The following is a 17,545-nucleotide window of genomic DNA, read 5'->3' as shown; positions in this document are numbered from 1 at the left end:
TTGCTATCGCAAGATCTTCAAGGGGGCTGAAAACAACAGAGCCTCGATTTTCGAGGCTCTGTCTGCTGCGCGGTTTATTTCGCGGTTGGGAAGCTGATCTGGACTTTTAATCCGCCTTCGCTGCGGTTGTTGACCACTACTGAACCATGATGCTGGCTCATGATACGTTTCACTATCGCAAGCCCTAACCCAGTACCTTCACTTCCTCGGGCGGTATCGCCTCGGGTAAAGGGTTCAAACAGCTTGGCAATCTGGTCTTTTTCGATGCCGGGACCATTATCTTCCACACAGACCCACGCCAGCTTGTTATCTGCAGTCATGCCGGAGCTGACCTTAACCCAGCCGTCTCCATAGCGAATGGCGTTGACCACCAAGTTACTGATCGCACGTTTGATGGCGATCGGGCTGCCGAGCACAGGTTTACTGTCTTCAAAGAAGTCGGTTTCGACCTGAATTTCGTAGCCGCCTTCTGAGCTTGCTACTTCTTTCGCAATGTCGCTCAAATGAATTGATGTAAACGACTCTTTGTTAACCGGCTTCAGGTAATCCATAAACTGGCTGATGATCTCGTTACACTCTTCCGTGTCGCTGATGATGCCTTCGGCAAGGTAAGCATCTTCCGGAGACATCATCTCTGTTGCCAGACGTATTCGGGTGAGCGGAGTACGCAGGTCATGACTGATGCCCGCCATCAGCAACGCCCTATCGCCTTCTAGTTCCTGAATACCACGGGACATCTGATTAAAGGCTTTCGCTACTGCTTTTATCTCCGTCGCTCCACGCTCCGGAACAGGCGGTGGGATCTCTCCACGGCCTACGCTCTTCGCGGCACGCTCTAACGCCATCAGAGGGCGGTTTTGCAAACGGATGAACAACCAGCCACCCGCAATAATCAATAAAGCACCAATCAGGCTATTGCGGAAAAACGGAGCAAAGTCTTCTTCCTGCAATTCAGAAAGAGGAATACGAATAAGAAATCCGGGAAGCGACTCAATTTTTACCCAAAGAACATAGCTTTCGTCTGACAGAATCAGGCGAACGTGACTTTCCCGATCCAATGCAGTTGTCATTTCCTGACTCATAAGTTCGATTTCAGTCGCGCGGTCATACTCTTCCACAATGGCTTCGTCCAGAGTATGCATGGTAACGCCAAGCTGCTCTAACAGCTTTCTACGCTGAGGGGCATCGAGTGTCACCCCGGATTCAAGCTCTACACTTTCATCCAGCATCAGGTTCATTTCGTAGGCAAGAATACGGTTGAACTGTTGCAGGCTGGGCAAAAGCGCGTAGTTGTAGACAGCAAAATAAGAGAACACCTGACTGGCGATCAGCAAAGTAAGAAACAGAAAAATACTTTGGGTGCGGGAGCTGCGTAATCGCATGGAAGGCTCCTTGGGATGTTTGTTGTGATTAGGGTCTGAAGACCTATTGTGATGAAAAAAGTTAGGGAGTAAGTTCGTCACGTTTGTGTCGTCTTTACTCCCTATCTTAACGGTTTAGTTAGGATTACATCTCTTTGCCGTCTGGCACAAATACGTAACCTAGTCCCCAGACCGTCTGAATATAGCGTGGGCGGCTTGGGTCTTCTTCCAGCATACGTCTCAAACGAGAAATCTGAACGTCGATGGAACGTTCCATTGCTGAGTATTCACGTCCACGAGCCATGTTCATTAGCTTGTCACGAGACATCGGCTCACGGGCATTGGTTACCAGTGCTTTCAACACGGCAAATTCACCGGAAGTCAGAGGCATAGGCTCTTCACCGCGGAACATTTCACGCGTGCCAAGGTTAAGTACAAAATCACCAAACTCGATCACTTTGTCTTCAGCACTTGGCGCACCCGGAGCTTCAATCGTCTGACGACGCAATACCGCACGAATACGGGCAAGTAATTCACGAGGATTAAACGGCTTTGGCAGGTAATCATCGGCGCCCACTTCCAAACCAACGATACGATCGATTTCATCGCCTTTTGCCGTCAGCATCAGAATAGGCAGCATGTTGTTGGCATTACGCAGACGGCGGCAGATAGACAAACCATCTTCGCCTGGCAGCATCAAATCCAACACCATCAGATGAAAGTTTTCACGTGTTAGCAGACGATCCATCTGTTCGCTGTTGGCAACACTACGCACCTGAAAACCTTGTTCAGATAAGTAGCGCTCTAACAATGAACGTAAACGAGCATCGTCATCTACCACTAGTATTTTGTAGTTCTCTTGCATAGATCTTACTTCCGCTAACAACTTTTAACATCGCCATAAAGGTAGCATTGACTGAGCGTTTTTCACTCGATCAATTGTTACACTTTATTTCCTCGCTTCATATATGAAACATCTATAGAAGCACGAGTATATACTTTATCTCATACGGACAGCGAGAGAATATTGTCAGAGAAATCTTCTTTATCAGAGAATTATGCTTCTACATCACAGAAGATGATTCTATTTTTTCAATTGTCACAGGAATGGATTTCGAAATCGGGGTAAAACTTAGCTCCCCATGACTGTCTAACGCCACCAGAGGATTGGTTTCTGGGAAATACGCTGCCAGATTGCCTGCCGGAATATCGTAAGGCACCAGCTTGAACTTGCTGACTTTTCGCTCAACATCATCCCCCCAACAAGCCGTAATGGTTACCCGATCGCCCTCTTCCAGCCCGAGCAGTTTGATATCTGAAGAATTAATAAACAACACTTTACGTTCACCGGTAACGCCTCGATACCGGTCATTAAACCCGTAGATGGTGGTGTTGTACTGGTCATGCGATCTCATGGTTTGTAACACAAAAACGGGAGTACTTTTTTTCCTCGGCTTCGCCCACTTGATAATAGAGTCAGGCAACTCGTGAGAATGAAATGTCGCTCTATTGCTCTCCGTCATCCAGATCCGCTCTGCCGCTCGGTTACCAAGATAAAACCCGCCAGGCTCTTTGATGCGCTGATTAAAATCGTCAAACCCGGGAATGGTGCGCTCGATTAAGTCTCGGATTCGGTCATAGTCTTCGGCTAACCAAAGCCAGTCGACCGGACTTTTCCCCAGCACAGCATTAGCCATACCAGCCACGATGACAGGTTCAGAGCGCATGTTGGCGGTATCGCTTTCGACTACCCCTCCAGACGCATGGACCATGCTGAATGAATCTTCGACTGTCACTTTTTGTGCCCCGTTTTTTTGCAGGTCGATGTCCGTACGCCCCAAACAGGGCAATAGCAAGGAGGCTTTTCCGGGAGTCACGTGAGTGCGATTCAACTTGGTTGCAATATTCACCGTTAATTCGCAGGACGCCAGAGCTTTGAGAGTTCGCTCTGTATCCGGTGTCGCCGCAGCAAAGTTTCCACCTAAAGCGATGAAGACTTTGCTTTCTCCATTTTCCATCGCCTGAATCGCTTGCACCGTGTTGTGCCCTGCTTTTCTGGGCGGATTAAATCCAAACTGCGCTTCAAGAGAATCTAACAAAGCGGCAGGGGCTTTTTCATCAATCCCCATGGTTCGGTCACCCTGTACATTGCTGTGACCACGAACCGGGCAAAGACCGGAGCCTTTCTTGCCAATTTGCCCACACAGCAACTGAAGATTAGCCATCTCCTGAATGGTTTTCACCGAGTGATGGTGCTGGGTAATGCCCATCGCCCAGGTCAGAATCACATTTTCACTTTGCTGATAAATTCGCGCTGCCAGCTCTATCTCATTTTGCTTAAGCCCGGATTGTTCGGTGATTTTGTCCCACGGAGTCGCTCGCACGGTATCTAGGTAAGTCTCTAAACCAAGAGTATGGTCCTTTATGAATTCCGCATCAAACACCGACGACGGTGCTCTTTCTTCCATCGCCAGCAAAGCTTTCACCATTCCACGCACCACCGCCATATCGCCACCCAGCTTTGGCGTGAAGTAATGATGAGTCAGCTGAGTTCCACCGCCTGTCAGCATTTCATCCATGGCTTGAGGATTGGTAAACTTTTGCAGCCCCCGTTCTTTCAAGGTGTTAAAGGTCACGATGTTTGCCCCTCGCAATGAGGCACTCCTTAACGTATCCAGCATTCGAGGGTGATTGGTCCCTGGGTTTTGCCCAAATACAAAAATGGCGTCCGCATGTTCGAAGTCATTCAAGGTGACAGTACCCTTTCCCACACCGATCGACTGTTTTAGCGCTACACCACTGGCTTCATGGCACATATTGGAACAGTCCGGGAAGTTGTTGGTGCCATAGGCGCGCACAAACAACTGATACAGGAATGCTGCTTCGTTACTGGCTCTGCCGGAGGTATAGAACTCTGCCTGATTGGGGTCAGGTAAGGCTTTTAAATGTCTGGCGATGAGTTCAAACGCTTCTCCCCAGCGAATTGGCTGATAGTGGTCGGATTCTGCGTTATAAATCATGGGCTCTGAAAGTCGTCCCTGATCTTCCAAAAAATAGTCGCTCTGCTTGGCAAGCCATGAGACAGGGTAAGTTGCAAAGAAATCGGCTCGCACACGTCGGCTGGTCGCTTCCCAGTTCACGGCTTTCGCGCCATTTTCACAGAACTTAAAGCGGCGATTTTCTTCTAATTCACCCCAAGCACAACCGGGGCAATCAAAACCATCGTGCTGATTGGTGCTGAGTAAGTTACGAATATTGCGAATGACGCTTTCACTTTTCATTAAGTGCTGAGTCGTGCTCATTAAAGCACCCCAGCCGCCCGCATTACCTTTGTATTTTTTAACTGTCATGACTGACTCCGATATCCGTATCAGATATGTCTCATTTTCTACATACTTTCCGACAAACGATGCTCACCGCAATAGACGTTAAAAGACGCTTGCTGACAAAACCCAATCAATGTCACCCCAAAGCGATGCGCCATTTGCACTGCAATGTGAGTAGGAGCGCCGACGGAAACCACGACGGGGATTCCTGCTACTACGATCTTTTGCATCATCTCGATGCTAATTCGCCCACTGAGCGCTACCATTTGACCTTGAGCTTCAAGCTTACGGTCACGAGCCCTCAGCCCTACCAATTTATCCAGCGCATTGTGTCGACCCACATCTTCCGCTATCGCCAGAAACTCTCCCTGCTCATCAAACAATGCGCATCCGTGCGATGCCCCCGTTTGAGCAAACAGTGCCTGATGGGATTTCAATATCTCGGGCAACTTGGTGACGACTTGGAGATGCAACCAGCCAGACTCCCCTTGCAGGGCAGGAACCCCACGAGTTTCCAGCCAACGAATTGAAGATTTACCGCAGATCCCGCAGCTTGAATAGGAAGGTGAGCGCGTCAGGTCATCAAAATCCACAACGACCTTGCCTGATATCTCTACCGCACACTGATTCCTGCCATCCGAGTCTTCATTCAGATTGATGCTTCGAATGTCCGCAGCGCTCGTTACTACTCCTTCTGCCAGCAGTAATCCAGTCACCATTTCTTCGTCTTGTCCCGGTGTTCGCATGGTCGACATCCAGAGCTTTTCGTTGATGGTATCTTCTGATTTCTGGCGCAACCAGATTGCCAGCGGCTCCTCAACGACTAGGGTGTCAGTCTGAGGAGTAGCATGACCACGGCTGATTTTGAGTCGATTGACACTTCTGACGGATTCGGAACTTTGCTCTCTCACTTGAACGACGGAACCTGTTGCTCTAATTTTTGTCATTGCTGGCTCATTTTCTATTCCATACATAAAATGAAACAGCAAATGACGTGCTACGCCACATCAGAGCATAAAAAATGGGCACTTGATGTCGAAATCGCGACATTCCGTGGCTGAAATTAAATCCCATGTCAAAATTACTCAAATCCCATAAGTTGATGCATTCCATTTGAACCGACTTGTGGTACAACAGACCCTAACTTCGGATACCGCTCAAAGCTGGATGAAAACAAACTTAATTACCCGCGAAGGCTACAACCGCCTGAAAGAAGAATTGGATTTTCTGTGGAAAGAAGATCGCCCGGAAGTCACCAAGAAAGTGACGTGGGCAGCCAGCCTTGGCGACCGCTCAGAAAACGCCGATTACCAGTACAACAAAAAACGTTTACGCGAAATTGACCGCCGGGTTCGCTACCTGCGCAAAAGACTGGAACAGGTCAAAGTAGTGGATTACGCCCCTCAGCAAGACGGCAAAGTCTTCTTTGGTGCCTGGGTAGAAGTCGAAAACGAAGCTGGCGACGTTAAACGCTTTCGCATTGTCGGCCCTGATGAAATTTACGGTGGAGTGAAAGATTACATCTCCATCGACTCGCCCATGGCGCGAGCCCTACTAAAAAAAGAAGTGGACGACGAATGCGTGGTCCGCACTCCTGAAGGTGAAAAAGAATGGTTTATCAATGCCATTCAGTACGACCAGAGCTAAGCTTCTAGACGTATCGACCTTTCCTACATTCTAAAGAATAACTAAGAGTACACACGGATGAGCCAAGCTATCTGTCAAACCATTGCTCAAGAACTCAGTGTTCGTACCGAGCAAGTCCTTGCCGCTGTTACCCTGATCGACGATGGCAACACGGTTCCATTTATCGCCCGTTACCGTAAGGAGGTGACGGGTGGATTAGATGACACTCAATTGCGTAACCTCGACGCACGCCTTTCTTACCTGAGAGAAATGGATGAGCGCCGCCAGACCATTCTGAAATCGATTCAAGAGCAAGGCAAACTTACCTCCGAGCTTGAAGCAGAAATCAACGGCGCTGACAGCAAGACTCGCCTTGAAGACTTATACCTGCCTTACAAACCCAAACGTCGCACCAAAGGGCAAATCGCCATTGAAGCTGGTTTAGAGCCACTCGCGGACACCCTTTGGCAACAGCCAGAGCACGATCCGGAAAGCGAAGCCAGTAAATACTTCAATACTGAAAAAGGCATTGAAGACACCAAAGCCGCTTTGGATGGTGCTCGCGCCATCATCATGGAGCGCATTGCAGAAGATGCAAATTTGCTAGAGAAGGTACGTATGTACCTGAATAAACACGCCGAGTTGAGCGCGCGCGTTATCGAGGGCAAAGAGCGTGAAGGTGAGAAGTTCAAAGATTACTTCGAGCACGATGAAGCGATCAGCAAAGCACCTTCACACCGTGCTCTGGCTATGCTTCGCGGTCGTAACGAAGGTTTCCTGCAATTGGCAATGAATGCCGACCCGCAACAGGAAGAAGGTCAGCGCGGTTCTTACTGCGAATCCATCATTGCCGAGCATTACGGTATCCACCTTAGCCAAGCTCCTGCCGATAGCTGGCGTAAGCAAGTGATCAGTTGGGCGTGGCGCATTAAAATTTCCATGCACATGGAAACCGAACTGATGGCAGCGCTAAAAGAGCGCGCAGAAATCGAAGCCATTGAAGTGTTCGCCACCAATTTAAAAGACCTGTTGATGGCGGCGCCAGCAGGACCTCGTGCCACTTTGGGTCTTGACCCTGGCCTGCGTACAGGTTCAAAAATTGCGGTGGTGGACTCCACGGGTAAAGTGCTGGCGACAGACACTATCTACCCTCATCCACCTCAAAAGCAATACGACAAATCTGCACACGTGGTAGAGCAATTGGTTCGCCAGTTCAATGTTGACCTGATTGCCATTGGTAACGGAACCGCTTCACGTGAAACCGACGCCTTTGTGGCAGACGTCATCAAACGCGACAACTTAAAAGTGCAGAAGATCATCGTCAGCGAAGCGGGTGCTTCGGTGTACTCCGCATCGGAATTGGCGGCGAAAGAATTCCCGAATATGGATGTGTCACTACGTGGTGCAGTGTCGATTGCCCGTCGTCTGCAAGATCCACTGGCAGAGCTGGTGAAAATCGATCCGAAATCCATTGGTGTCGGTCAGTATCAGCACGACGTCAGCCAAAGCCTGCTGGCAAAACGTCTGGATGCCGTGGTGGAAGACTGTGTAAACGCCGTGGGCGTGGATGTAAACACCGCTTCTCCGGCGCTGCTTACTCGCGTTGCAGGGCTATCCAGCACGCTGGCACAAAACATTGTCGACTTCCGTGATGAGAATGGCCGCTTTGAAAGCCGCACAACCTTGAAGAAAGTCGCGCGCCTTGGTCCTAAGGCTTTCGAGCAATGTGCCGGTTTCCTTCGCATCATGGATGGAAAAAACCCGCTGGACGCGTCTTCGGTTCACCCTGAAGCCTACCCGGTAGTGAAATCCATCGCGGAAAAGAATCAGAAAGACGTCAAAGGTATGATTGGTGACAGTGGTTTCCTCAAAGCGCTGAAAGCCGTTGATTACACTGACGACACGTTTGGTTTACCGACGGTTACCGACATCATCAAAGAGCTCGACAAGCCAGGGCGCGACCCTCGTCCTGAGTTCAAAACCGCGACGTTCGCGGACGGTATCAATGCAGTCTCGGATCTAGAGCCGGGCATGGTGCTGGAAGGCGTGGTCTCTAACGTGGCAAACTTCGGCGCCTTTGTGGACATCGGTGTCCACCAAGATGGTCTAGTACACATATCTGCACTGACCGATCGTTACGTGTCTGATCCTCGCGAAGTGGTGAAAGCTGGTGACATCGTCAAAGTGAAGGTGATGGAAGTGGACGTTCAGCGCAAACGCATCGGGCTTTCAATGAGGCTGAATGACGAGCCGGGACAAGACAACCGGAGCTCTCGCCCTTCTGGTCAGCGCCAAGACAGAAGCAATCAACGTAACCGCAACCAAGGGCAACGCAACGAGCCTCAAAACGGTGCAATGGGTGGTGCATTCGCTGCTGCCTTTGCTAATGCGAAGAAGCGTTAATTATCTCCCAAGGTGAAAATAGAAAGGCGCTGAATTCAGCGCCTTCTTTTATTCCTCAATGATTCGCAAAGATTACTTAGCCTTTCGGAACGTATAGTTACCTTTGATTTTTCGCCACAATCCAAACACATCGGTTCTTGGGAAAATCGCAATTCGCCTTATTTGATAAGGATCCTGATGGAGTGCATGGGGACCGGAATTGGTTGCGACACTGAAGTCATAACCCAATTCTTTGCTAATGCGTTTTGTGTCTTCGTTATGGTCACCATACGGGTAAGCAAACGAAGTCAGCGACTTACCCAGTAGCGCTTCCAGCTCTTCTTTGTTGGCTTTGATTTCATGCCTCTGCTGCGCTTCATCCAGTTGGCTGAGCTTCGGATGCGTCAGTGTATGTCCACCCACTTCGACCAAACCAGAATCCGACATCTCTTTTAGCTGCTCACGAGACATCAACTCCACTTTGCGATCCGGTGTCTCTACCCCTTCCACATCCCAGCGGTTGTAGGTTTCGCCCGTCACCGCATAAAGCACCGCTTTGAAGTTGTACTTTTTCAGCAAGGGCAACAGTAACTCGTGGTTGTCTTTGAACCCATCATCCACGGTTATCATGATGAACCGCTTACCCGGAGACAGCCTGTGAATGAAACCCTTGTCTTTCAGATCTTCAAAGGTAACGGTTTCAAAACCCATCTTCTTAATCAGTTGGAAGTGCTTTTCAAGCATGTCGATATGCATGAATGTACCATGGATGCCTTTTTCCGAGTCGTCTCGAATAAAGCGGTGATACATGATGATCGGCATCTCTTTTTGCAGCTTGGTGACCGTGACATCCTGATAAATTCCTTCAAGCTGCTCAACAATAGAATCCAGCTCGTAGTTCTCTCGGATGGTGCGCGATACATTTTCATCGCAATGAGGTTGACTCACAGCCTGCTCAACCAGCGCCGGAACTTGAGTAAAGTCGATATCAAGATCTTTCGGTCCAATGTCACCAAAGTTGGTCGACATCGCCGTCTTGATGTTCTCCTGATTCACCAAACCGACCAAGCTGGCTTCTCCAACCGCTAAGGTTGGTCGACCGCAAAGCAGCGACTCCATGGCAACCCGGCCAGCGCCAATAACCAAATCCGATTGCGCCAGCATGGAAACCACGTCGTTGGTATAACCGGTAAATTCAACCGTCTCAGTAAAAGGTTTGAACCGTTCTGTCACCTCGCTTCCCGTCACCACTTTTACGTGGTACTTGTCGGTATCCAGACACTCTTTTAGCAACTGATAACACAAGTCGCCTTTCGGACCGCTCAAGCGACCGATAATCGTGATAACAGGCTTGGCATTCTGAGGCGCTGGCACCCATTGAAATTCGGAGGTATTGATGCCGTTTCGGCTGACTTCCAACTGCGCCTCGGGTACCTCAAGCTCATCAATAAGCTGCTTTTGAATCGCTTCACACACCGGAAGCGCTTTGTCGCCCATGGCGTGGAACCTTTTACGCGAAGCATGGACAGGCTGGCGACCATGAACGGTGGTCACCATTGGGGTGTTGGTAAGCTTGCAGGCAATATGACAGCTCCAGCTTGATGCTCGGGAATGTGCGTGCACCAATTGAATTCTGTGTTTTTTAATCAGATAGATAAGGTAGCCAACGTGCCAGAAGCGACGAAATACACTTCGCTTGTTGAAGCGAAGCTTAAAGAATTCCCCTTTGTGCGGCTTAGTCAGGGTATCGGATACGTATTTTACGTTGTGACCCAGCTCCGTGAGTTTGTCGCCGACTGTTGTGGCGTAGACTTCCGCGCCTGTGACTTCAAGCTGAGACAGCGCCATTAGGATATTCATTATTTGTTTTCCATTGCAGCATTCGAAGCAGTTAACTGGTAGCCCGCTACCAGGTCATGCCAATCAGATTGTTTCCAAAGAATGGAACGTTTTTTCTTTTCTTTTTCAAAGGATCGCAACAGGCGCGCGAGATTGCTTTCTTGCCAATCCGTCCCTGACTGAGTAGCACATTTATCAAAATCGATCAGCCAGACATCGCTCTTCGCATCAATCAGGATGTTGTGAATATTCAGGTCGGTATGGTTCACGCCTGCGTCGTGCATCTTTCTGATTTCTTGCCCAATGCGACGATAAACATCCGAACTCAGCGGGTGTTCGACCAATAACGCCACCAGATCTTTAGCGTCTTTGACTTTCTCAGTCAGGATATCTGCTCGGTAGAGAAATCCCTTTTTCGTTGCCTGCGCGGCAATGGGTTTGGGCACGCGAACGCCAGCTTGGCTTAATTCGTCCAGCACCTTCAATTCCTGATAGCAGCGCGTGTTTTCCCAACCAGAGAACCAGTAATCGTCCCGTACTAACTTGCCGAACAAGCCTCCGCGATAGTAGTGCCTTAGCGCCGCCTCTTGACCTTCAAGATCTAAAAACAAGGTGGTTCCTCGCCCTTTGGCACTGCCAATCACCTTACCGGAGGCTTTCCAATATTCAGGATCAAATAAATGATGCTCCGGTTCTGCCAGAGCATCATCAAACCAAATAATCTGATTGTCGGAACGAAAGGATTTGAGCATGGTTGTCTACTGAATGTTTAAGTAAGTGGACAGTGTAGCGAATTCAAACGATTAGAAGTAATAAATCGCCAACCCAATGGTGATAGCCATCCCAACATAGTTGTTGTTGAGAAAGGCTTGAAAGCACGCATCACGCTCTCGATGTCGCATCAAGTGTTGCTGATACACAAACAATACACCTGTCGCCAATACTCCCCAGTAGTAGCCGCTGCCAAGTTGTAGCCACATACCCAGAGCAATCAAAAGACCAACGGAAATCAGTTGAAGAATACCAATAATCAGTTTGTCGAAACGTCCAAACAGAATCGCCGTAGATTTAATGCCGATTTTCAGGTCATCGTCGCGATCCACCATGGCGTACTGGGTGTCATAAGCCACCGTCCAGAGCGCATTGATAAGGAAGACCAGCCACACTTGCGGCGGTAATTCACCAGACTGCGCCGCCCACGCCATGGGTATTGCCCAGCTGAAAGCAAGCCCTAAAAAGAGTTGTGGTAAGTGGGTAAAGCGCTTCATAAAGGGGTAAATAAACGCGAGTACGATGCCCACAAATGAAAGCTGAATGGTCAGGCTGTTCATGGTCAAAACCAGAACGAAAGAAACCAATCCTAGCACGGTGAAAAGTGCCAGAGCTTCTTTCGCACTCACTAGTCCGGAAGGCAAAGGTCTGTTTTGCGTGCGTTTCACATGACCATCAAAATTGCGGTCCGCATAATCATTAATTACACACCCCGCAGAACGCATCAGAAAGACGCCTGCGATGAACACCAATAATACGTCCCAACGAGGAAAGCCTTCGGCGGCAAGAAACAGCGCCCAAAGTGTCGGCCAAAGTAACAACAGAGAGCCAATCGGGCGATCCAGTCGCATCAGTTGGCAGTATGCCTGAGCCTTCGCCTTTAGCATTTACACCTTCTCCTTGGTATAGATTGGTGCATCGGGTAAAAACAGTTCCGCCACCAGCATAGGTTTATGATTCATCCAAAGCGTCGAACGCCTTGCCATCAGTTCTCCATTAGGCAGTTTTGCCCAACCAAGCTCCAAACCATCACGATGCACGTTTTCAGCACTGAACACTGTAAGCCCTAGTGGGATGGTCCCCTGACGCGCGAGATCAGATTGCTGACCTTCCAATGAAGAGGTTGGAATTAAAGTACGCCCAATGACCCAAGGCGTGCTGTCGCCAGACAAAACGACTTCACGTAATAGGCACGATTCCGCAGGCAAACGCTGAAGCTCGTCCCCCGTTAAATGGTCAGTGTCTATTGTGCTGTTATTTAACAAATCAACATCAAGTTTATTGCAACGCTCGGCGAGCAAACGCGACAGCGATCCCGACTCCAACAACCACTGTTTTGAGTGTTCATCACGAAAGGAAAAGTGCTCGGGTTTCTGCCAGGTAACTGATTTCAGTGCGGTTAAGTACAACGATTTCAACTCATCCATACCATTATTCTATTTGACGCATTACAATAAAGCGTGATGCTGGAAAAATTTCTTTTATTTTGGTCACTGTTGACCCAGTATTGTAACAGACTATCGATCCCCAAGTTACCCATAAAAAGAAAAGACCCATTATGATTCGAAATCTTATAAAGCCATTTATCTTAGCTTTTGCACTGCTCTTTTCGGTTGCGGGAGCTGCTGAAGAAGAAAAGACCGGACCGCAATTTGCGTACTACACATTGCAACCGGACTTGACGACTAACTTCCACACCAATGGTAAGAAGCTTGGATATCTACAAGTTCGTATAGATATTATGGTGCCTGATGCGACCTTTGTCCCGTTGCTTGAGCAACATACTCCTCTGATTCGAGATGCAGTCATTGAACTGCTTGGAAAACAAGGGGAAGACACAGTGAAGTCTTTGTCGGGTAGAGAAGAGCTGCGCAAACAACTGATGGCGCACTTGAATGAAATATTGCTTCCCGAGACAGGTAAAACCGTGGTGTCAGATCTGCTGTTCACCAAATATCTATACCAGTAAGAAAGACCACTCAGAAAGCTAGATGAGAAGAGGCGTGAAAGCGCCTCTTTTTATGCGTGATTTTTACTTCAATACACGTTTAGTGTGCGCGTCAACCAGCCCCATAACACAGCCAGCCACTAAGCCCATCACATGTGCCGTGTTGGCGATTGCCATAAAAGGCTGGGCAAATCCGAAAATAAGCCAAACCAACATAAAACCAACTATCGGTTTAGCGATCGTAACCCCAAGATGTGGCGCTTTCCAACTGAGCATCCAAATGTATCCGAGCAGGGCATACACCACTCCGGACAAACCGCCAAAGTTAGGACCGGCGACAATAAACTGCCCAAGACCAGAAACCGCTGCGGATACTAAAAAGATTTGAATGACTTTGCCACTACCCAGCTTTCGCTCGATATCGCCACCAAGCTGCCACCACCAAAGAACATTAAACACGATATGTAAAACAGAGAAGTGCAGAATGGCATGAGTAAACCAACGCCAGATTTCAAATGCTTGCTGAGAAGATGCCGGGAAATGAAAGAGCTCTAAAAGTGCTCGTTCAAAACCAATAATTTGAGCAAAGAATATGACCCCGCAAACCACCATCCCAATCATAGTAACCGGACCGGCTTTTGCAGCAATCATGGAACCGACAGAGGGAGAATGGTAGCGAAACTGGCGCTTTCGACTTTCCGCCACTTTCCAGGAAGCTTCTGAATACTTGGGATCGCCGGGGTCACGAATAAAGGCAGAAAACTCAGCTTTGGCTTCTTCTGCGTCCTGATCATGCAACAGCCACAAGGCAAAGCGCCCTTCGCCCTCTGGCATCATCTCAACCAAGATATCTCTTGATGCCATATAATCAATATAGGCTTGACCCAGTCTAGGGTTGTCTACTTCCGCCAGTCTTATCACTTATTGTCCTATGCCGTCTCAACAGAGAGTCCGCTTCTCTGCCAAGCTTCAAAACCACCATCGACGCTATACACTTCCTCAAAACCCTGATTCACCATGTATTGCGCTGCACCCTGGCTACTCACACCGTGATAGCACATCACCAAAATAGGCTGCTCAAACTCATGCTCATTCATAAAAGACACAATCGTATCGTTAGTCAGGTGAAATGCGCTCGGTGCATGTGCCAGAGCAAACGACTGAGGGTCACGAATATCCACCATCACTGCTTCGCCATTTTCTAATTTCTGCTGTGCTTGTAAGACATCAATATGCTTAAACTGCTCCATTGGATTCCTTATTATGTGACGTTCTTTGAGTAAACTTTTTTATGACCTCAAGTGTAACGTATCCAAAGGCAAAGTTAGACTTGGAAGTAATAAGGTTATCCACGGCTGTGTAATTTTGCACCATTTGTGGAAAACTCTGTGGATTGCGTTGATAAAGTGTTTTTTGGATCTTAGATCCACAATATGTAGTGATGATCTTTGTTTTTCTGTGTGTAAGAGTAAACATATCCCCATAGGACAAAAGGGTCTTCACACCAATATACACCCGTATTTCTCACTTATACCGAAAGTTATTTTCACAGAGTTATCCACAAGCCAGCCTTATTTGAAAGATCAAAAAAGCCGGGTCCTTTCGGATCCCGGCTTTCTAAAAATTTAAGAACTAAATCAGAACTCGCCTACTGCCAGCTTCAGCTTCTTCATCGCGTTCTTTTCGAGCTGACGAATTCGCTCTGCGGAGACACTGTAAGTATCTGCCAATTCCTGAAGCGTCGCTTTCTGATCATCTAACCAACGTGAACGCACAATGTGCTGGCTGCGTTCGTCCAATGTTGCCAAAGCGTGGCTAAGACGGTTGTTGGTATGCGTTTCCCAGTTGGATGCTTCTACGTTTTCAGCAACATCAGAATGCTTGTCTTCGAGGTAAAGCACTGGCGCTGAGTAAGCTGCAGCTGAATCGTCGTCTTCGGTCGGCATTTCGAACGTGGCATCTTGTGCAGCAAGACGAGATTCCATCTCACGCACCTCTGAAGGCTCTACACCCAGCTCACGAGCCACGGTTTCTACTTCACCGTTATTAAACCAGCCAAGACGTTTCTTGTTCTTACGCAGGTTAAAGAAAAGCTTACGTTGCGCTTTAGTGGTCGCAATCTTAACGATACGCCAGTTACGCAGTACGTATTCATGAATTTCAGCTTTGATCCAGTGAACAGCAAAAGACACCAGACGAACCCCAACTTCAGGGTTAAAGCGTTTCACCGCTTTCATCAATCCGATGTTGCCTTCCTGAACCAAGTCAGCCATTGGAAGACCGTAGCCAGAGTAACCTCTCGCCACGTGAACAACAAATCGAAGGTGAGAAAGAATCAGCCCTTTCGCCGCGTCAATTTCGCCTTTGTAGTGTAATCGCTCGGCCAGTTCACGCTCCTCTTCAGCGGTCAGCATTGGGTAGCTGTTCACTGAACGGATATAGCTGTCTAGGCTATCTTGTGTAACTAGAGCCATCGGATACGCTTGCTTAGTCATTCAATTCCTCATTTGTCTCTGAATTTAGAGCAATGGTTAATTTAAACTCGCCTTCTTGAACTCAAAATGAACAAATCCAAGAGGGGGAAAGTTATTATCCATAGTTAAACGTCACTGGCAAGTCAGAGATCTTGTCTGCAACGCCATTCGCCACAATATATGACTTAAATTTGTTACACAGGTTCAATTTCTCTCAAGTGGCGTTGAGCGGAAAGCTTTGCAGCCACTAAACCGAGTGCCGTTCCTATCATCAGTAAGATGACGGTTTCATCCCAGTTCAACCCGATCAAACGGAACTGGCTGTCGTATAGCACAGCGAGGTCTTCCACCGCACCATTCAAAACAATAGTAATAATTGCAGTTAAAATCCACGCAGCAATCGCGCTGATACCACCAAACCACATACCAGTATACAGATAGGGTCTTAATATAAAGCTATCGGTAGCGCCGATGAGCTTCATGACCTGAATTTCTTCTTTGTGCGCCAGCACGTTGAATCTTAATGTGTTACCCACAATCAAAAAGACCGCACCTAACATCAACACGCCAAGCGCTGCTGCCAGAATTAACGCCAGATTGCGGATTGCGCCTAGTCTTTCTAACCAGTCTTCGTCCATGCGGACGTCCGTCACTTCCGAGTAATTTTGAAGCTTGATGGAAAGCTGAGATAACTCAGACTGGTCAGTTACGTTTGGAGTAATAACCAACACCGCAGGGAGCGCGTAATCGTCCAGCAATGACAAAGCCTGTTCCAGACCCGCGTGCTGGCTCATGTCTTCCAGCCCCTGTTGAGAAGACACGTATTCCACCGCTTTTATTTCAGTGAAACCTTCTAACTCGTCTTTCAGCACCATGATACGGGCTTCGGGGGTCTGTTCGATCAAAAAGGCGTTAATTTGGGAAGAGGTATTCATACCCTGCGCCGCAACGCTGAGGTTTTTTCCGACCAGATACAAACTTGCAGGCAAGGTTAACGCCATTGCAATGACGGCGAAGGTCAGCATGTTGCCAAGCGGTCTCTTCAGTAATTCGACTAAAGATGCTTTGGCCTGTTTGAAGTGCAGCTTTAGAAAACCATCGGTTTTTGGTCGATTATTAGCGCCCATAGGAATCTACCTCACTCAAAAAGCCTTGATTCAGCTCCAGACGGCGATACTGAGGACGCGTATTCATCAAATCGACGTCGTGAGTGGCAAACAATATGGACACACCTGCACGATTGAATTCATCAAACAAACTCACCACTTTGTTCGATAAGGTCTGATCGAGATTACCTGTAGGCTCATCCGCAAGCAGCAAAGTTGGGCGGTTTACCACGGCGCGGGCAATACCAACGCGTTGCTGTTCACCACCAGATAGTTGATTAGGCAGGCAACGTGCTTTGTCGAGCAATCCGGTTTTATCCAGCGCGGCTGACACACGACGCTTGATTTCATTTTCAGAAACAGACTCGATACGCATCGGGAGGGCGACATTGTCGTAAACGGTTCGATCCATCAGCAGACAGTGGTCCTGGAACACGATACCGATATTGCGGCGCAAGAAAGGTATATCATTGTTTTTTATACGAGTAATGTCGTGCCCGTTGAAGCTTATCTTGCCATCGGTAGGGCGTTCTATCGCACAAATGAGTTTGAGCAGGGTACTCTTCCCTGCTCCTGAATGCCCACCAAGAAAGGCCATTTCTCCGCGGCGCAGGTGGAAGTCCACCTTTTGCAGAGCTTGTCTGCCGCCACGATATGCTTTACTGACTTGCTGAAACCTGATCACGCGTGCTGATTCCTATCTGTTCGCCGT

The 17,545-nt window shown here is 48.4% G+C and carries 16 protein-coding genes; 3 read left to right on the top strand and 13 right to left on the bottom strand.

Annotation, left to right across the window (positions count from 1 at the left end; translation table 11 throughout):
• Nucleotides 1-74: 74 nt before the first annotated feature.
• The 4 genes from envZ to fdhD form a co-directional block, all read right to left on the bottom strand.
• Entirely contained in the window at nucleotides 75-1,382 is a 1,308-nt protein-coding gene (gene envZ, locus INR79_RS00730) for a two-component system sensor histidine kinase EnvZ (RefSeq protein WP_004405152.1), read from the bottom strand.
• A 124-nt stretch (nucleotides 1,383-1,506) separates the two neighbouring features.
• A complete protein-coding gene (gene ompR, locus INR79_RS00725) occupies nucleotides 1,507-2,226 on the bottom strand; it encodes a two-component system response regulator OmpR (RefSeq protein ID WP_004405153.1) in 720 nt (239 codons plus the stop codon).
• 199 nt (nucleotides 2,227-2,425) lie between these two features.
• Entirely contained in the window at nucleotides 2,426-4,711 is a 2,286-nt protein-coding gene (locus tag INR79_RS00720) for an FdhF/YdeP family oxidoreductase (RefSeq protein ID WP_223095544.1), read from the bottom strand.
• A 38-nt stretch (nucleotides 4,712-4,749) separates the two neighbouring features.
• Nucleotides 4,750-5,634 carry a formate dehydrogenase accessory sulfurtransferase FdhD gene (gene fdhD / locus INR79_RS00715; RefSeq protein ID WP_223095542.1) on the bottom strand — a complete coding sequence of 295 codons (885 nt, stop codon included), beginning with the start codon at nucleotides 5,632-5,634 and terminating at the stop codon, nucleotides 4,750-4,752.
• A 220-nt stretch (nucleotides 5,635-5,854) separates the two neighbouring features.
• Here fdhD and greB point away from each other — a divergent pair, with 220 nt between their 5' ends.
• Together greB and INR79_RS00705 are read left to right on the top strand one after the other, a co-directional pair.
• Entirely contained in the window at nucleotides 5,855-6,334 is a 480-nt protein-coding gene (gene greB, locus INR79_RS00710) for a transcription elongation factor GreB (RefSeq protein WP_223096930.1), read from the top strand.
• Nucleotides 6,335-6,391: 57 nt separating this feature from the next.
• Complete coding sequence (locus tag INR79_RS00705) at nucleotides 6,392-8,716, top strand: Tex family protein (protein WP_223095540.1); 2,325 nt, start codon at nucleotides 6,392-6,394, stop codon at nucleotides 8,714-8,716.
• A 72-nt stretch (nucleotides 8,717-8,788) separates the two neighbouring features.
• Here INR79_RS00705 and INR79_RS00700 read toward each other — a convergent pair whose 3' ends face one another.
• The 4 genes from INR79_RS00700 to INR79_RS00685 are packed head-to-tail and all read right to left on the bottom strand — an operon-like array spanning nucleotide 8,789 to nucleotide 12,732.
• Nucleotides 8,789-10,555: a polysaccharide deacetylase family protein gene (locus INR79_RS00700; protein WP_223095538.1), complete on the bottom strand. Its 1,767-nt coding sequence runs from the start codon at nucleotides 10,553-10,555 to the stop codon at nucleotides 8,789-8,791.
• The gene (locus INR79_RS00695) at nucleotides 10,555-11,286 is read right to left on the bottom strand and encodes a 3-deoxy-D-manno-octulosonic acid kinase (protein WP_223095536.1); all 732 of its coding nucleotides are present in this window, start codon (nucleotides 11,284-11,286) and stop codon (nucleotides 10,555-10,557) included. Before INR79_RS00695 ends, INR79_RS00700 begins: the two co-directional genes overlap by 1 nt.
• Nucleotides 11,287-11,337: 51 nt before the next feature.
• On the bottom strand, nucleotides 11,338-12,192 hold the full coding sequence (gene ubiA / locus INR79_RS00690) for a 4-hydroxybenzoate octaprenyltransferase (RefSeq protein WP_223095534.1): 855 nt from the start codon (nucleotides 12,190-12,192) through the stop codon (nucleotides 11,338-11,340).
• Nucleotides 12,193-12,732 (bottom strand): chorismate lyase, encoded by a 540-nt coding sequence (locus INR79_RS00685; protein WP_022552077.1) that lies wholly within the window; start codon nucleotides 12,730-12,732, stop codon nucleotides 12,193-12,195.
• 131 nt (nucleotides 12,733-12,863) lie between these two features.
• On the opposite strand from INR79_RS00685, the gene INR79_RS00680 reads away from it, so the two are divergent.
• Nucleotides 12,864-13,274, top strand: a complete 411-nt coding sequence (locus INR79_RS00680; RefSeq protein ID WP_022552078.1) for a flagellar basal body-associated protein FliL — start codon at nucleotides 12,864-12,866, stop codon at nucleotides 13,272-13,274.
• Nucleotides 13,275-13,337: 63 nt separating this feature from the next.
• Here the strand turns inward: INR79_RS00680 and glpG are convergent, their stop codons facing one another.
• From glpG to ftsE, 5 genes are all read right to left on the bottom strand, one after another.
• A complete protein-coding gene (gene glpG, locus INR79_RS00675; protein WP_223095532.1) occupies nucleotides 13,338-14,174 on the bottom strand; it encodes a rhomboid family intramembrane serine protease GlpG in 837 nt (278 codons plus the stop codon).
• Between the two features lie 8 nt (nucleotides 14,175-14,182).
• On the bottom strand, nucleotides 14,183-14,503 hold the full coding sequence (glpE, locus tag INR79_RS00670; RefSeq protein WP_223095530.1) for a thiosulfate sulfurtransferase GlpE: 321 nt from the start codon (nucleotides 14,501-14,503) through the stop codon (nucleotides 14,183-14,185).
• Nucleotides 14,504-14,890: 387 nt separating this feature from the next.
• Entirely contained in the window at nucleotides 14,891-15,748 is an 858-nt protein-coding gene (gene rpoH, locus INR79_RS00665; RefSeq protein ID WP_004405181.1) for an RNA polymerase sigma factor RpoH, read from the bottom strand.
• Between the two features lie 173 nt (nucleotides 15,749-15,921).
• Entirely contained in the window at nucleotides 15,922-16,854 is a 933-nt protein-coding gene (gene ftsX, locus INR79_RS00660) for a permease-like cell division protein FtsX (RefSeq protein ID WP_022552081.1), read from the bottom strand.
• Entirely contained in the window at nucleotides 16,844-17,518 is a 675-nt protein-coding gene (gene ftsE / locus INR79_RS00655) for a cell division ATP-binding protein FtsE (protein ID WP_004405186.1), read from the bottom strand. Before ftsE ends, ftsX begins: the two co-directional genes overlap by 11 nt.
• Nucleotides 17,519-17,545: the final 27 nt, after the last annotated feature.

The organism is Vibrio sp. SCSIO 43132 (genome assembly GCF_019904195.1).
In the GTDB taxonomy this organism is placed as follows: Bacteria; Pseudomonadota; Gammaproteobacteria; order Enterobacterales; family Vibrionaceae; genus Vibrio; species Vibrio nigripulchritudo.
This window is presented reverse-complemented; position numbering and strand designations above follow the sequence as displayed.

What these genes read in the sequence shown, in the direction of transcription:
- envZ (WP_004405152.1), bottom strand. Translation starts at nt 1,382, where the DNA reads ATGCGATTACGCAGCTCCCGCACCCAAAGTATTTTTCTGTTTCTTACT.
- ompR (WP_004405153.1), bottom strand. Translation starts at nt 2,226, where the DNA reads ATGCAAGAGAACTACAAAATACTAGTGGTAGATGACGATGCTCGTTTA.
- INR79_RS00720 (WP_223095544.1), bottom strand. Translation starts at nt 4,711, where the DNA reads ATGACAGTTAAAAAATACAAAGGTAATGCGGGCGGCTGGGGTGCTTTA.
- fdhD (WP_223095542.1), bottom strand. Translation starts at nt 5,634, where the DNA reads ATGACAAAAATTAGAGCAACAGGTTCCGTCGTTCAAGTGAGAGAGCAA.
- greB (WP_223096930.1), top strand. Translation starts at nt 5,855, where the DNA reads ATGAAAACAAACTTAATTACCCGCGAAGGCTACAACCGCCTGAAAGAA.
- INR79_RS00705 (WP_223095540.1), top strand. Translation starts at nt 6,392, where the DNA reads ATGAGCCAAGCTATCTGTCAAACCATTGCTCAAGAACTCAGTGTTCGT.
- INR79_RS00700 (WP_223095538.1), bottom strand. Translation starts at nt 10,555, where the DNA reads ATGAATATCCTAATGGCGCTGTCTCAGCTTGAAGTCACAGGCGCGGAA.
- INR79_RS00695 (WP_223095536.1), bottom strand. Translation starts at nt 11,286, where the DNA reads ATGCTCAAATCCTTTCGTTCCGACAATCAGATTATTTGGTTTGATGAT.
- ubiA (WP_223095534.1), bottom strand. Translation starts at nt 12,192, where the DNA reads ATGCTAAAGGCGAAGGCTCAGGCATACTGCCAACTGATGCGACTGGAT.
- INR79_RS00685 (WP_022552077.1), bottom strand. Translation starts at nt 12,732, where the DNA reads ATGGATGAGTTGAAATCGTTGTACTTAACCGCACTGAAATCAGTTACC.
- INR79_RS00680 (WP_022552078.1), top strand. Translation starts at nt 12,864, where the DNA reads ATGATTCGAAATCTTATAAAGCCATTTATCTTAGCTTTTGCACTGCTC.
- glpE (WP_223095530.1), bottom strand. Translation starts at nt 14,503, where the DNA reads ATGGAGCAGTTTAAGCATATTGATGTCTTACAAGCACAGCAGAAATTA.
- rpoH (WP_004405181.1), bottom strand. Translation starts at nt 15,748, where the DNA reads ATGACTAAGCAAGCGTATCCGATGGCTCTAGTTACACAAGATAGCCTA.
- ftsX (WP_022552081.1), bottom strand. Translation starts at nt 16,854, where the DNA reads ATGGGCGCTAATAATCGACCAAAAACCGATGGTTTTCTAAAGCTGCAC.